At 33.6% G+C, this 13,360-nt stretch carries 12 protein-coding genes; 4 read left to right on the forward strand and 8 right to left on the reverse strand.

Features of this window, described 5'->3' with window-relative positions; genetic code table 11:
* Window positions 1-4,270: DUF1542 domain-containing protein (locus tag RR554_RS08540; RefSeq protein ID WP_332467828.1), on the forward strand; the 4,270-nt coding region annotated here is incomplete at its 5' end.
* A gap of 48 nt (window positions 4,271-4,318) precedes the next feature.
* Here the strand turns inward: RR554_RS08540 and RR554_RS08545 are convergent.
* The 4 genes from RR554_RS08545 to RR554_RS08560 all read right to left on the reverse strand — a co-directional run bounded on the left by RR554_RS08545 (window position 4,319) and on the right by RR554_RS08560 (window position 7,047).
* On the reverse strand, window positions 4,319-5,260 hold the full coding sequence (locus RR554_RS08545) for an alpha/beta fold hydrolase (RefSeq protein WP_332467829.1): 942 nt from the start codon (window positions 5,258-5,260) through the stop codon (window positions 4,319-4,321).
* Window positions 5,238-5,909 carry a TetR/AcrR family transcriptional regulator gene (locus RR554_RS08550; protein WP_332467830.1) on the reverse strand — a complete coding sequence of 224 codons (672 nt, stop codon included), beginning with the start codon at window positions 5,907-5,909 and terminating at the stop codon, window positions 5,238-5,240. The genes RR554_RS08545 and RR554_RS08550 overlap by 23 nt, the downstream gene beginning before the upstream one ends.
* A 124-nt stretch (window positions 5,910-6,033) precedes the next feature.
* On the reverse strand, window positions 6,034-6,576 hold the full coding sequence (locus RR554_RS08555) for a DUF1269 domain-containing protein (protein WP_332463287.1): 543 nt from the start codon (window positions 6,574-6,576) through the stop codon (window positions 6,034-6,036).
* Window positions 6,577-6,759: 183 nt separating this feature from the next.
* The gene (locus RR554_RS08560; RefSeq protein ID WP_332463286.1) at window positions 6,760-7,047 is read right to left on the reverse strand and encodes a hypothetical protein; all 288 of its coding nucleotides are present in this window, start codon (window positions 7,045-7,047) and stop codon (window positions 6,760-6,762) included.
* Between the two features lie 337 nt (window positions 7,048-7,384).
* On the opposite strand from RR554_RS08560, the gene RR554_RS08565 reads away from it, so the two are divergent.
* Both RR554_RS08565 and RR554_RS08570 read left to right on the forward strand, forming a co-directional pair.
* The gene (locus RR554_RS08565) at window positions 7,385-7,720 is read left to right on the forward strand and encodes a hypothetical protein (RefSeq protein ID WP_332463285.1); all 336 of its coding nucleotides are present in this window, start codon (window positions 7,385-7,387) and stop codon (window positions 7,718-7,720) included.
* A gap of 104 nt (window positions 7,721-7,824) precedes the next feature.
* Complete coding sequence (locus RR554_RS08570; RefSeq protein ID WP_332467831.1) at window positions 7,825-8,220, forward strand: YxeA family protein; 396 nt, start codon at window positions 7,825-7,827, stop codon at window positions 8,218-8,220.
* Window positions 8,221-8,251: 31 nt separating this feature from the next.
* On the opposite strand, the gene RR554_RS08575 is transcribed toward RR554_RS08570, so the two are convergent.
* The 4 genes from RR554_RS08575 to RR554_RS08590 form a co-directional block, all read right to left on the reverse strand.
* Window positions 8,252-8,767, reverse strand: coding sequence for a GNAT family N-acetyltransferase (locus RR554_RS08575; protein ID WP_332463283.1), 516 nt, complete (start codon window positions 8,765-8,767; stop codon window positions 8,252-8,254).
* Between the two features lie 53 nt (window positions 8,768-8,820).
* Complete coding sequence (locus RR554_RS08580) at window positions 8,821-10,191, reverse strand: L,D-transpeptidase family protein (RefSeq protein ID WP_332463282.1); 1,371 nt, start codon at window positions 10,189-10,191, stop codon at window positions 8,821-8,823.
* Window positions 10,192-10,421: 230 nt separating this feature from the next.
* Window positions 10,422-11,276 (reverse strand): polysaccharide deacetylase family protein, encoded by an 855-nt coding sequence (locus RR554_RS08585; protein WP_332467832.1) that lies wholly within the window; start codon window positions 11,274-11,276, stop codon window positions 10,422-10,424.
* A gap of 237 nt (window positions 11,277-11,513) precedes the next feature.
* On the reverse strand, window positions 11,514-12,473 hold the full coding sequence (locus RR554_RS08590; RefSeq protein WP_332463280.1) for an L-lactate dehydrogenase: 960 nt from the start codon (window positions 12,471-12,473) through the stop codon (window positions 11,514-11,516).
* A 303-nt stretch (window positions 12,474-12,776) separates the two neighbouring features.
* Here RR554_RS08590 and pth point away from each other — a divergent pair, with 303 nt between their 5' ends.
* Window positions 12,777-13,346 carry an aminoacyl-tRNA hydrolase gene (gene pth, locus RR554_RS08595; RefSeq protein WP_332463279.1) on the forward strand — a complete coding sequence of 190 codons (570 nt, stop codon included), beginning with the start codon at window positions 12,777-12,779 and terminating at the stop codon, window positions 13,344-13,346.
* The last annotated feature ends 14 nt before the right edge of the window (window positions 13,347-13,360 follow it).

Here is a 13,360-nt window from a genome sequence, read left to right on the forward strand (position 1 = left end):
GTTAACAACAGCTGAAAAAGAAAAACAAAGTAAAGCTGTTGATGAAGCAGGAAAATTAGCAAAAGAAACTCTTGAACAGGCAAGTACAGCAGATGAAATTAAAACAGCCGTTGACTCAGGTACTGGAGCAATCATTAAAGAACATGTTCCAGGTGATGGTCTAGATGTTAGAAAAGAAACAGCTAAAGATTTAATCGATAAAGAAGTAGCTAATACGAAAAAAGCGATTGAAAATGATCCAACATTAACAGCCTCAGAAAAAGAAAAACAAATTCAAGCAGCTGTAGACGAAGGCGAAAAAGCGAAGAAAGCAATTGATGCAGCAACTGATGCTAACGGTATTGATAGTGAAACAGCAAAAGGTATTGAAACGGTAGCTAACCAACATAAATCTGGTGATGCGGTAGATACTAGAAAAGATGATGCTAAAAAAGCAATTGATGAAGAAGCAAAATTAATTAAAGAAAAAATTGCAAACGATCCAACGTTAACTAATGAGGAAAAAGCAGAACAAGCAGCTAAAGTGGATCAGGAAGCAACAAATGCAAAAGCTGCAATTGATGCTGCTACAACAGCTGATGGTGTAGATGAAGCTAAAGGTAAAGGAATTGAATTAATCGATAATCAGTACCAGCCAGGTAGCTCACTTGATGGTAGAAAAGATGACGCTAAAAAAGCGATTGATGAAGAAGCGAAATTAATTAAAGAAAAAATTGCGAATGATCCAACATTAACAAATGAAGAAAAAGAACTTCAAAGTGGTAAAGTAGATCAGGAAGCGACAAAAGCAAAAGAAAACATTGACGCAGCAAAAGACGCAAGTGGTGTAGATGAAGCTAAAGGTAAGGGAATTGAATTAATCGACAATCAACACCAACCAGGTAGCTCTTTAGATGGCCGTAAAGAATCTGCAAAAAATGCCATTGATCAAGAAGCAACTCTTACAAAAGAGCAAATTGCGAATGATCCAACGTTAACAGCTGAGGAAAAAGCAGAGCAATCTGGTAAAGTAGATGAAGAAGCAACAAAAGCAAAAGATGCGATTGATTTAGCAAAAAATGCTGACGGTGTAGATGAAGCCAAAGGTAAGGGGATTGAATTGATTGATAATCAATACCAACCAGGCAACTCACTAGATAGCCGTAAAGAAGATGCTAAAAAAGTCATTGATGAAGAAGCAACGTTAATTAAAGATCGTATTAATAATGATCCAACACTAACAAACGAAGAAAAAGCAGAACAGTCTAGTAAAGTAGATGAAGAAGCAGTGAAAGCCAAGGACGCGATTGACGAAGCAACAGATGCAAGTGGAGTCGACAACGCCAAAGGTAAAGGAATTGAATTAATTGATAACCAATACCAAACTGGAGATTCATTAAATAGTCGTAAGGAATCAGCAAAAGAAGCAATTGATAGAGAAGCAGCATTTACAAAAGAGCAAATTGCGAATGACACAACTTTGACAGATGCAGAAAAAGCAGAGCAAATTAATGGTGTAGATCAAGAAGCAATAAAAGCAAAAGAAGCGATTGATGGAGCGACAGATGCAAGTGGAGTTGACAGTGCCAAAGGTAAAGGAATTGAATTGATTGATAATCAATACCAACCAGGTATTTCAATTGTTGACCGTAAGGAATCAGCAAAAGAGGCAATTGATCAAGAGGCAGCTCAAACAAAAGATCGTATTAATAATGACCCTACATTAACAGATGAAGAAAAAGTAGAACAATCTGGAAAAGTAGATGAAGAAGCAACAAAAGCAAAAGCAGCGATTGAAGCAGCGACAGATGCTAACGGAGTTGATTCTTCTAAAGGCCAAGGAATTACGAATATTGACAATCAATATCAAACACAACAACCATTAGATGATCGTAAAGAAGCAGCTAAAGCAGGAATTGATGATGCAGCGAATGCGGCAAAAGATAAGATTGTGAATGATCCAACGCTAACAGCTGAAGAAAAAGCGAATCAAAGTGCAGGTGTCGATCAAGATGCAGCCAATGCAAAATCGGCAATTGACGCAGCAACAGATGCAAGTGGAGTAGATAGAGAAAAAGGTCAAGGAATTACAAATATTGATAATAACTACCAACCAGGAACATCTTTAGATAGTCGTAAAGAAACAGCTAAAGCAGGAATTGACGAAGCAGCAAAAGAAGCAAAAGATAAAATTGCGAATGATCCAACATTGACAGACGAAGAAAAAGCAACTCAAAGTGCGAGCGTAGATGAATCAGCGGCAAAAGCTAAGGAAGCAATTGATGCAGCAACAGATGCAAATGGAGTGGATAGAGAAAAAGGTCAAGGAATTACAAATATTGACAATAACTATCAACCAGGTACAGGCTTAAACATCCGTAAAGATTTAGCCAAAGCTGACATTGATGAAGCTGCAAAAGCAACAAAAGAAAAAATTAATAACGATCCAACTTTAACAGCTGAAGAAAAAGAAAAACAAAGTGCTGGTGTAGATAATGCAGCAACAAAAGCTAAGGAAGCAATTGATGCAGCAACAGATGCAAGTGGAGTGGATAGAGAAAAAGGTCAAGGAATTACTAATATTGACAACAATTATCAACCAGGTAATCCATTAGACAGCCGTAAAGAAACAGCCAAAGCGGGAATTGATGCAGAGGCTGAGACAATAAAAGAAAAAATCAGTAATGATTCAACATTAACAGATAAAGAAAAAGAAGCTCAAATTAAAGGTGTAGATGACGCAGCGACAAAAGCTAAGGAAGCGATTGACGCAGCAACAGATGCAAGTGGAGTGGACAGAGAAAAAGGTCAAGGAATTACAAATATTGATAAAGAGTACCAACCAGGAAGTGCTTTAGATGGCAGAAAAGAAGATGCTAAAAAAGCAATCGATGAAGCAGCTAAAGCGACAAAAGAAAAAATTAACAATGATTCTACTTTAACAAAAGCTGAAAAAGAAAAACAAAGTAAAGGCGTAGATGAAGCAGCAGAAGAAGCTAAAAAAGCAATTGATGCAGCTAAAAACGCTGATGGAGTAGATAGTGCGAAGGGTCAAGGAATTACAAAGATTGACAATAACTATCAACCAGGAAGTGCTTTAGATGGCAGAAAAGAAGACGCTAAAAAAGCAATCGACGAAGAAGCCAAAGCAGTTAAAGAAAAAATTAACAATGATTCTACTTTAACAAAAGCTGAAAAAGAAAAACAAAGTAAAGGCGTAGATGAAGCAGCAGAAGAAGCTAAAAAAGCAATTGATGCAGCTAAAACTGCAGATGATGTAGACGCAGCAAAAGGTCAAGGAATTACGAATATCGATAAACAATATGAAACTGGTAATGTTTTAGATACACGTAAAGATGAGGCTAAAAAGGCAATTGATGAAGCAGCAAAAGCAACAAAAGAGGCTATTGCTAAAGATACTACATTAACTGCAAAAGAAAAAGAAGCACAAACTAAAGCAGTGGATGCAGAAGCTAAGAAAGCAAAAGAAGCGATTGATACAGCTAAAACTGCAGATGAAGTAGATAATGCGAAGGGTCAAGGGATTTCTGAAATTGCTAAGCAACATGAATCAGGAAAATCAATTGAAACTCAAAAAGAAGCGGCTAAAAAAGAATTAGGCGAAGCTGCAGAAAAAACAAAAGAAGCAATTGATAAAGATAAAAGCTTAACTGCCAAAGAAAAAGAAGCACAAATTAAAGCAGTTGAGAAAGCGTTGGAAGAAGCAACAAAAGCTGTGGATACAGCCAAAAATGTTGACGAAGTAAATAGCGCAAAAGAAAATGGAACAAAAGAAATCACTAAGAAACATGTTCCTGGTAAAGAATTAGAAACACAAAAAGAAGAAGCTAAAAAAGAACTTGAAAAGATTGCGGAAAAAACAAAAGAAGCAATCAACAAAGATACAAACTTAACTGCAAAAGAAAAAGAAGCACAAATTAAAGCAGTTGATGAAGCTTTAGAAAAAGCTAAAGAAGCGATTGATAAAGCAACTGATGCTGATGCTATTGCAAAAATTAAAGTGGAAGCTGTAACTTCTGTTGAAAATCAATACAAGCCAGGCAAGAAAACATCTGGTGGAAATGGAAGTACAGGTACAGGTTCTGGAAGTGGTAAAGGAACATCTTCAGGTGGAGGTTATACATCTGGAACATCAGGTAAGACAGGATATTCTGCATTGCCGAAGACAGGTAGTGAATCAACAGGCTACTTAGCAGGTTTAGTTGGCTTCGCTCTATCAGGATTGGCGTTATTAGGATTTAGAAAAAGACGCGAAACTGAAGAAGAGTAAGCTTTAAATAAAAAACGAGATTTGACCCATTCGTCAAATCTCTTTTTTTTATTTGTTCAAATTCTTCATAAAATCAACAGAATCTTCAGCGATTGCTTTTGATTGTGTATGATGCAAATAATGTTCCCCATCTAGTTCAATAATTTTACCATTTTTAACTTGTTTGATTTGTTTTTGGTGTTCAGGTAACCAATCATCACGTCCATCATTGACAGCTACAAATAGTAATGTAGGTAAATCTGATGGTAAAGTCATTTCTTTTGTTTCTTTAAAGTTTGATTGAAGTAGATCAAGTTCTTCATCTAGGTTAGGGTTGTTCATATTTTTGAGAGTAATCATTTTCATCTGTTCAACATTTGGATCATCTTTTTTCATCCCTAAACTTTTAGAAGGGTTAGCATCGATAACTAAACGCATAACGCCAGATTTTTTTAAGAAATTTAAAGGAGCCATATTAATACTTTCCATTTTTTGTGTGGGCACACTTGTATCAACGCCAATAAAGGCAGCCACTTTCTCATCTGGATAGCGATTAAGATAGTTTACACCATAAAGACCGGTGATTGAATGTCCACTTAGAATATAATTATCTACGTCTAATTTTTTGATAACTTCATGCATTTCTTCAACAATATTGTCTACACTTCTTTTACGTTTTGTTTGACTACTTAAGCCATAGCCAAAGGGTTCAACTGTAATAACTTCAAAATCTTTACTTAATTTTGTTGTAAGGGGTAAAAAGTCATAGTAAGGTGAGGCAGTTCCATAACCAGGAAATAAAATAATACTTTGTTTTCCTTTTCCAGAGCCATTTCGAACCACATTGATTTGTCCGTCGAAAATATCTAGTTTTTCTCCGTAGACTTCAATCTTAGATGCTTCACTTTTTAATTTTAGTTGATTGTTAATATAAGATCCAGCTAGAAAAACAAGGATTAACGTAAGTAATCCTAAAAGGATATTTCGACTAATTTTCCATACTTTTTTCATTATTTATTGCCTCTATTCCTTGATTTATTTGTTGACGAATGTGTGATATGACAGAATCATCAAGAATATTAACACCCATTTTTTTTAGTACATATTGAGAAGTTTCTAGTTTAGAGTAAAAACTATCTAGTGAATTGGTAAAAAATGTTGTGTTATACCAACTGGTTAAAAGAAATAAAATAACTTCAGCAGATTGTTCAGGATGAGGTACATTAATTGAGCCATCTTTATTACCTTCTTTGATAAACAAGCTAATCTCTGGAATGAAAATAGTTTGAGATAACTTGAGATGTTTTAAAGAAAGTAGAGGTTCTTTTACTAGTAATGGTGAAAGTGGTAAAAATTTTTGAACATCCACGTGAAACATAGCGTCTAAAAAGAGTTGTTGAATTTTTTCTAGACCAGTCAATGAATCATCGCTTCTAATAGAAGAAAGTATTTCATTACTAGGCATAAATGCTCGCATCAATTCATCTAAAATCGCTTCTTTTGAACGAAAATGATGATAAACGGCTCCTTTTGTTAGTCCATCTAATTGATCAACAATATTTTGAATGGATGTTTGCTTATAACCTTTTTCATTGAAAAGAGCACCAGCAGCCATTAAAATATCTTCTTTCGTTTGTTCACCATCATATCTTTGTTTCATGAGTATCGCTCCTTTATATATGAAACATTATTTGGTATGTTTCATATTAACTTATAAATTATTTTTTGTCAAAAAAAAGAAACGAAATTTATTTTCGTTTCTTTTCTCATATATAGTAAGTTGATTATTTTTTGAACCAGCGTTTTTTAGCACTTTCTTCTGCTTCTTCTTGTGTTTTTTGAGCTTCTTCTAGTTCGTCTTCAACAATTTCTTTATCTAAACGTTCAATTGTTCCGTTAAGTTGTGATGTAACAATATCATCTACATGCCCTGTATTAGGTTCATCACAAATTAAGATAACACCTGTGTCGCCCTCTGGAATAATTGCCAGAGCTTTTTCAAAAATTGACATTGCATTTTTAACTTCTTTTACATCTTTTGAAGAACCAATTAAGCTACCGGTAAACCAACCAAGTAACACGCCAAGCGGTCCACCAAGAATACCTACAAGCATACCAATCATACTGCCTTTAAAATTTTTATCGGCCCCTGTAAAATCAATAAAATCTTTAGGTTCTAAGTTGTGATTAGTACGATGTTCTAAAATCGCCATTTGTTCACCCTTGATACTTCCTGTTTGATGCAGCCTCTTCAATTCTGAGAATGCTTGATAAGATTTACTTTCTGTATCAAAACTCATAATGATTACTTTTTCGTTGTTAGCCATGTTATTTCCTCCTAAGTGAATGTATTAGTAATTATCTATGTCTAAATAATAACTAGATTTATTGAAGTTAACATGTACAAGTTGTGAAACGCTTGTTATTTTTAAAAGAATAGAAGACTAAAATGGGTTTAAAGTATGAAAAAGGTGTGTCCATTAGAAAATGGATACACCTTTGTTACTTATTTACTGTTTCTTTTTAATAATTATCCAAGCAATATAATCAGTAATTACAATAATAATTAAAAGTAGTACAATAAAAATTCTGGTATTCGGACCGTTTAATAGATAATAAACACTATAAAAAATCCCTGATAAGATGAGAAGACATCCAAATACTTGATTAGTTACTTTCCAAGAATCTTTAATATTCAGCAAATATAAAACTCCTCGATAGCCAATCATAGGATGATATTTAGCAGCAATAAATAAAAGATAGCAACCTGATAAAATTAGAATCAACGCTAGCCACATTTTTATTCACCTCTTTTAAATGATTATACCATTAAAAAGTGATTTATCTAATTGTAAAAGACACATAGTATATCTAAACTGAAGAGTAAGAAAACTAGAATTTAGTAAATGGAAAGGAAAGATCGCTATTTTAACCGAAAGTTATTGGTCTATATTTCAAAGTACTTTTGTTCTTATATCAATTATTAACACAGTTATTTTTGTTGGGATAATCTGCGCTGTAAAAAAACAGAAACAGATTAGTTTTATTGGTTTTAGTTGGTTAATAAATTTATTAAACTTATTAATTCTAGTCTGTTTAACTTATTTTTATATTTTTTTAAAGGAAAAATTTAATGTGTCATGGGATGTGTTGGTTATAGGGTTTATTGTTTACGGAGTTACGTTGTTTTTAGCTGAAACTTTTATTTTTATTAAAGAGATAACAAGAGAAAATACGATGATGAAGGAGTATAAAGCACCAATTGTCTTATTAGCTTTTTCATTAACATTGCAATTTATTTCTTTAATTGGAACTAATAATATCGATAAACTTAACTTTCTAATTGATCCATATTTGTGGTCATGGTTAATTAGTCTATTTTTAGGATTTATTGCTGTTTTATCATTGATTTTTTTATTAGTCGCTGATTTAGTGAGATGTTTTTCTGAAAAAAAGAACCACTCCAAATAGAAGTCCTTCTTAAGTTGGATAGAAATTCCATACCTGAGATGATAGTTGAAAAAAGATTTATTTCTTATAATTAAATTATCAAGAATATGTGAGGAATGAATGAAATGAAAAAATTTATAATAAGTGTTGTTCTTTTGGGGGCTGTAATTGTAGGCACACCCATTGTCGGATCGATGATAACTCAGGGACAAAAGCAAACGCAAAACAATGATTTACCACAATTATTCGACCGATTCAATGTGTTAATCAAGAAGGAACCTGTATATGTTGTGACTGATAGTAAGCAATCAGTAAAACAAGATCAGGGAGGTTATATCTACCATCAATCTGTAGTTAGTGAGAGTGGTAAAACATATGATTTATCTTATTATGCAGGAAGCCTTTTAAAAGAATCAGCTATTTTAAAATTAGACGCTAAAGGTCGTCATGTTGAAACTTGGGAAGAAGTCCAAAAAGATGAGGTACCAAAAGAGGTATTAAATAAACTATCAATTTCATAATAAAAACCTTTGACTTGAAAGTCAGAGGTTTTTATTTTTTTAATTTAAAAAGATATGAAGGATGGTAGAGATTTGTAGGTGCGTAAAAAGATGTGTCTCTAAATAAAAATCCAAGCTTAAGTAATAGTTGTTTAGAAGGGATATTTTCAGGGTGATGTCCAGCAAATAAATGAGTAATATTTTGAAAGGTAGCAGAATAATTGATAATCGCCTTTGCGGCCTCAGTACCATATCCTTTCCCCCAGAATTCAGGCAGTAGGTGAAAGCCAATTTCCAAAGTTGAGTTATCATGGGGACGTAATCCGGCGCATCCGATGAAAGTATGATTATCTCTTGTAAAAATAGGCCAATATTGTATACCAAATTTTTTAAAAGAAGTTATTTCAGATACTAAGCGATTTTTTATTTCTTCATCGGAAAATCCTTCTGAGGTTGTTAAATATTTTGAAACAGTTTTATTTTGCCAAAGTTGTTGAGCTAAAGTAAAATCTGCTTCTTCCCATGTGTAAAAGAGTAATCGATTGGAACGAAAAATTTTTTTTCTCATATTTTCCTCCTAAAAAAAGAAGGTGGCAAAATTGCCTCCTCCTTTATAATTAATTAAAAGACAACAACAGGAATACCAACGTCAATCATACTAAATAATTTAGATGCGACAGCTGGAGGTGTGTTGATACAACCGTGTGAACCAACTGTTTGGAAGGAACTTCCGCCGTAAGCTCCTTCGGCTTGCCAAGGTGAATCATGAATGCCAACGCCTGTCCAATCAATAGGCATCCAAAAATCAACAGGACTAGCATAATCTTCACCACGTAAGATTTCATTTTCAGCTTTGTTCCAAACATAAAATACTCCAGGTGGCGTTGGAGTGCTCGGTTTTCCTGTAATAACAGGAGTATCCAAAGCTGCTGATCCATCTTTGTAAAGCCACATATGTTGGTTTTGTAAATCAACTTCGATATAAGTGTTGCCAATTAATGAAGAAGCAGGTGAGCCGCTACCTTGAAAAGCAGGTACACGTCCACTGAAATCTTCTCCTTTTAAGATAGCTTCAGTCAATTGTTCAACTTCAGTATCCGTTGCAATGGTCCAACTCAAGGCACCAGCAGGAACAGATACTTCTCCGCGTTTTGTACTTTTGAATTTAGATTCATTTGTGCTGGTATTATAAGTTTTACCTAGTTCTTCAACGTATTTTCTAACTTCATCTTTATTTAGATTTAACTTGCCATCTTCAAAAACAACCCAAGTAGCAATCTTTTCTTTTGGAATGGGAACATCCTGACCATTAATACTGTAAGAAGCATTGATAGCTGCCACTTCATTGATATTGTCCATTTCCTTTTTCAGATTATCATCTGTAGCTAAAATGGTTGGCTTAGCAATGAAGTCAGTTAGCTCAATTTCGGCTTCTCCTTTTTCAATACTTGTTTTAGCCGCAGCAATGAATTTTTTAGTATCAATAGAATCCCCTTGAACCTCGGGAACAATTTGGAATTTACCATCTTTATGTTTAACTGAAGCATTTTCTGTTTTCTTTTTATCTTTATTGTAAGTATCCAGCTCTTTATTAATAGAAGTCATCATTTTAGTGACAGAGGCATCATTAATTCCTTTTGCTTCTAACGTTTCCTTTTCAGGCGTTTGAATGTAAGGCATAAACCATAGCCATGGGTTTTGATGGGACATCGCTTTATCAAGTGTTTTATCAATGTCATATTCCATTCCTAATTCCTTTTTAGGAATTTCCTTCCATACTGAACCTTTATCTAATACACGATAAATCTCAGCATCCACTAACTCATTCAATTTTCCTTTTGCTTCCTCTTTGGTTAATTTACTAACATCTGTATTACCAATCTTTGTTTTGTCGAGAAATTTATTTTGAAATTGAATGGCTTGATAGCAATAAACACTAATTAGAACCAAAACTAATACAAGAGGTACTAGTAGCCATTTTTTCTTAGTCATAAAAGAACTCCTTTATCATCGGTTTTTGTAACAATATTGTAACATAAAAGGTTATAAATACAAGAGTATTGACTCATATGTTCGTTTTTTTTGGAAATTAAGGGTAACTGAAAGATAAAAAGTAAAAAATAAGAATAAAATGTGAAGATTTGTGCTTCTTTTAACAAAAAAACAAGCGTAATATCTCCTTAGAATGTTGTAAGAAGACACTTAGGCTTGTTATGGATATCTTAATCTACTGCACGATGATCATTTGCTCCGTAATAATTTAAAGGCTCTTTGGGATGGTCTAGAAGACCGTCTACTGTGACGAAATTAAGGCCTCTGGCTGTTAAAGAATCAATAATGGAAGGTACAGCATTAATTGTTTCAGGGTAAATATCATGCATTAGAATAATCGATCCAGGTTCTGTTGTTTGAGTTACTTGATTAATAATGGACTGTGTATTTTTACTAGACCAATCTTTAGAATCGACAGACCATTCAACAAGGGGTCTATTAGCAACGGTGGCAACTTGTTTATTAGCTGCGCCGTAGGGTGGTCGAATGTATTTAACAGGCTCTTTCAAAATGGATTTCACTTTATCATCCATGTTTTGAAAGTCTTTTTTTAAAGAAGGAAGATCCATTTGACTTAAATTGTTATGGTGCATAGAATGGCTTCCAATAATATGTCCTTCTTCTTTCATGCGCTTCAATAAATCCTCGTTACCAGGGATATTTTGCCCTAGGATAAAGAAGCTAGCTTTAATATTTTTTTGCGCTAAGATATCTAAAAGTTGAGTGGTTGTTTCTCTTTTAGGACCATCATCAAAGGTTAGTGCGACAGAATTTTCGTTTACTACTTCAGTTGAGATGTGCTCTTCCTCAGATGGTTGTGTTTCCTCAGTGACTTCTGTTTTTTGAGAAGATTGAGTATCGTTTGTGGCCCTACTATTTTTATTAGAATTTTCACTATTTTTTTTTGAAATAGTTGTTTCTTTAGTAGTTGTTAACATGGTTGCTTGTGTATGCCAGATTGTGGCGCTAACAGCAACAATTTCAAGAATCAGAAAACCGATTAAGTATTTAAGATGCTTTTTCATCTAAAAACTCCTTTGTATCATGACCATTTTTTGTCTAATTTTAACTATCAAAAATCACACAGATTTTATTTTAACATGAATTACTTACTCTGTGACAATTCTAAAAGAATTATTACTTTAAATCAAAGAAAAGTGCTTGAAAAACGAACAAATTTATCTAGTTAATCACTAAAATTTAAAATATAGTAAAAAGGTTGAGGCTTTTTTGCCCCAACCTTTTAAGAGAATCTACAAATTTTATAGTTGTTCGAATGCTGCATCCATGACTTCTTTTAATTTTTCTGCTGAATAATCAAGTTTTTCTTGTTCAGCATCGGTTAATGGAATTTCAATTACGCTTTGAACACCATTGCTATTAATAACTGCTGGCGCACCAATAAAGATATCGTTTAAACCGTAATGTCCATCAAGATAAACCGATAACGGTAAGACTGCATTTTCATCATTAAGGATAGCTTTTGTGATACGAGCTAAAGCAACAGCAATACCGTAGAAAGTAGCGCCTTTTTTATCAATAATTGTGTAAGCCGCATCTCTTACTTTAAAGAAAATATTAACTAGTTCTTCCTCATCTACTTCTGGATGATCTTTGACCCATTCATAAATTTGAAGACCTGCAATATTGGCATGAGACCAAACTGGAAATTCTGTATCTCCATGCTCGCCCAAGATATAACCATGGACATTACGAGCATCTACACCAACTAATTCAGCAATTGTTTGACGGAAACGAGCTGAATCAAGAGATGTTCCACTACCAATCACTTTATGTTGAGGGAACCCTGAGAATTTCCATGTGGCATACGTTAAAATATCAACAGGATTTGAAGCAACTAGAAAGATACCATTAAATCCTGAGTCTACGATGCTTTTGATAATACCTTGAAATATATGTAAATTTTTATTAACTAAATCTAAACGCGTTTCACCGGGTTTTTGAGCAGCCCCTGCTGTAATAACAACTAAATCAGCATCTTTACAATCTGAATATTCAGCTGCGTAGATTTTTTTGGGAGATGTAAAAGCAAGTGCGTGGGATAAGTCAATCGCGTCTCCCTCAGCTTTGTTTTTATCAATATCAATGATACCAATTTCTTGGGCAATATTTTGAGTCACTAGCGCAAAGGTATAACTAGAACCTACCGCACCATTACCAACAACAATAATTTTTTGATGATTTGAATCTTGATTTGCCATGAATATCTCTCCTTTATTGTTTTGCTAATTTCGGGATAATTATAACATCAGAAAAATTTAAAGTCATTTGAAAAGTTTCAGAAAACCTTAGTATGTCAGAATTGTTAAAAAATACACATGTTTATTAAACAAAGTTAACTAATTTTAATTTTTTTACTAAATTAGTTGAAATATTTATTTAAAATAAGCAATATAACTAAGAAGATAAATGAAATATGATATACTAATTAAGAATCTGGGCACTGTTTAGTGTGCGGATATTTTCTTGTTAATGAAATAAATAAATGATAGGGGAGAAAGACAATGAAATTAATCGTTGGCTTAGGGAATCCTGGGAGTAAATACCAAGCGACCAAACACAACATAGGGTTTATTACATTAGATGAAATTGCGTTTCAGGAAAAAGTAAGGTTTAACAAGCATCAATTTGAAGCTGATATTGCTGAGTTCTTTATAGATGGAGAAAAGGTGATTTTAGCTAAACCACAAACTTTTATGAATGAATCAGGTAGAGCGGTAGGCCCCTTGATGACATATTACAATATTGCTGATGAAGATTTATTAGTGATTTATGACGATCTAGATTTATCGATTGGACGTATTCGTTTACGTGAAAAAGGAAGTGCTGGTGGTCATAATGGTATTAAGAGTTTAATAGCTCACTTAGGAACAAAGGAATTTAACCGAATTAAAGTGGGGATTGATCGACCAAAGAGTGGTCAAGAAGTAGTGTCATATGTATTGAGTACTTTTCCTAAAACAACTCATGAAGACATGTTACTTGCTGTAAAATCAGCAGCTGAGGCTTCGTTATATTGGGCCAAAGGAAATGATTTTGTTAATACGATGAATCATTTTAACTCAAAAAAATAAGAAAGGAGTAAAGA

Origin of the sequence: Vagococcus sp., assembly GCF_036639995.1 — a bacterium.
Lineage (GTDB): Bacteria > Bacillota > Bacilli > Lactobacillales > Vagococcaceae > Vagococcus.

Excerpts from the sequence above, each read along its gene's own strand:
- RR554_RS08545 (WP_332467829.1), bottom strand. The coding sequence starts at position 5,260 with ATGAAAAAAGTATGGAAAATTAGTCGAAATATCCTTTTAGGATTACTT.
- RR554_RS08550 (WP_332467830.1), bottom strand. The coding sequence starts at position 5,909 with ATGAAACAAAGATATGATGGTGAACAAACGAAAGAAGATATTTTAATG.
- RR554_RS08555 (WP_332463287.1), bottom strand. The coding sequence starts at position 6,576 with ATGGCTAACAACGAAAAAGTAATCATTATGAGTTTTGATACAGAAAGT.
- RR554_RS08560 (WP_332463286.1), bottom strand. The coding sequence starts at position 7,047 with ATGTGGCTAGCGTTGATTCTAATTTTATCAGGTTGCTATCTTTTATTT.
- RR554_RS08570 (WP_332467831.1), top strand. The coding sequence starts at position 7,825 with ATGAAAAAATTTATAATAAGTGTTGTTCTTTTGGGGGCTGTAATTGTA.
- RR554_RS08575 (WP_332463283.1), bottom strand. The coding sequence starts at position 8,767 with ATGAGAAAAAAAATTTTTCGTTCCAATCGATTACTCTTTTACACATGG.
- RR554_RS08580 (WP_332463282.1), bottom strand. The coding sequence starts at position 10,191 with ATGACTAAGAAAAAATGGCTACTAGTACCTCTTGTATTAGTTTTGGTT.
- RR554_RS08585 (WP_332467832.1), bottom strand. The coding sequence starts at position 11,276 with ATGAAAAAGCATCTTAAATACTTAATCGGTTTTCTGATTCTTGAAATT.
- RR554_RS08590 (WP_332463280.1), bottom strand. The coding sequence starts at position 12,473 with ATGGCAAATCAAGATTCAAATCATCAAAAAATTATTGTTGTTGGTAAT.
- pth (WP_332463279.1), top strand. The coding sequence starts at position 12,777 with ATGAAATTAATCGTTGGCTTAGGGAATCCTGGGAGTAAATACCAAGCG.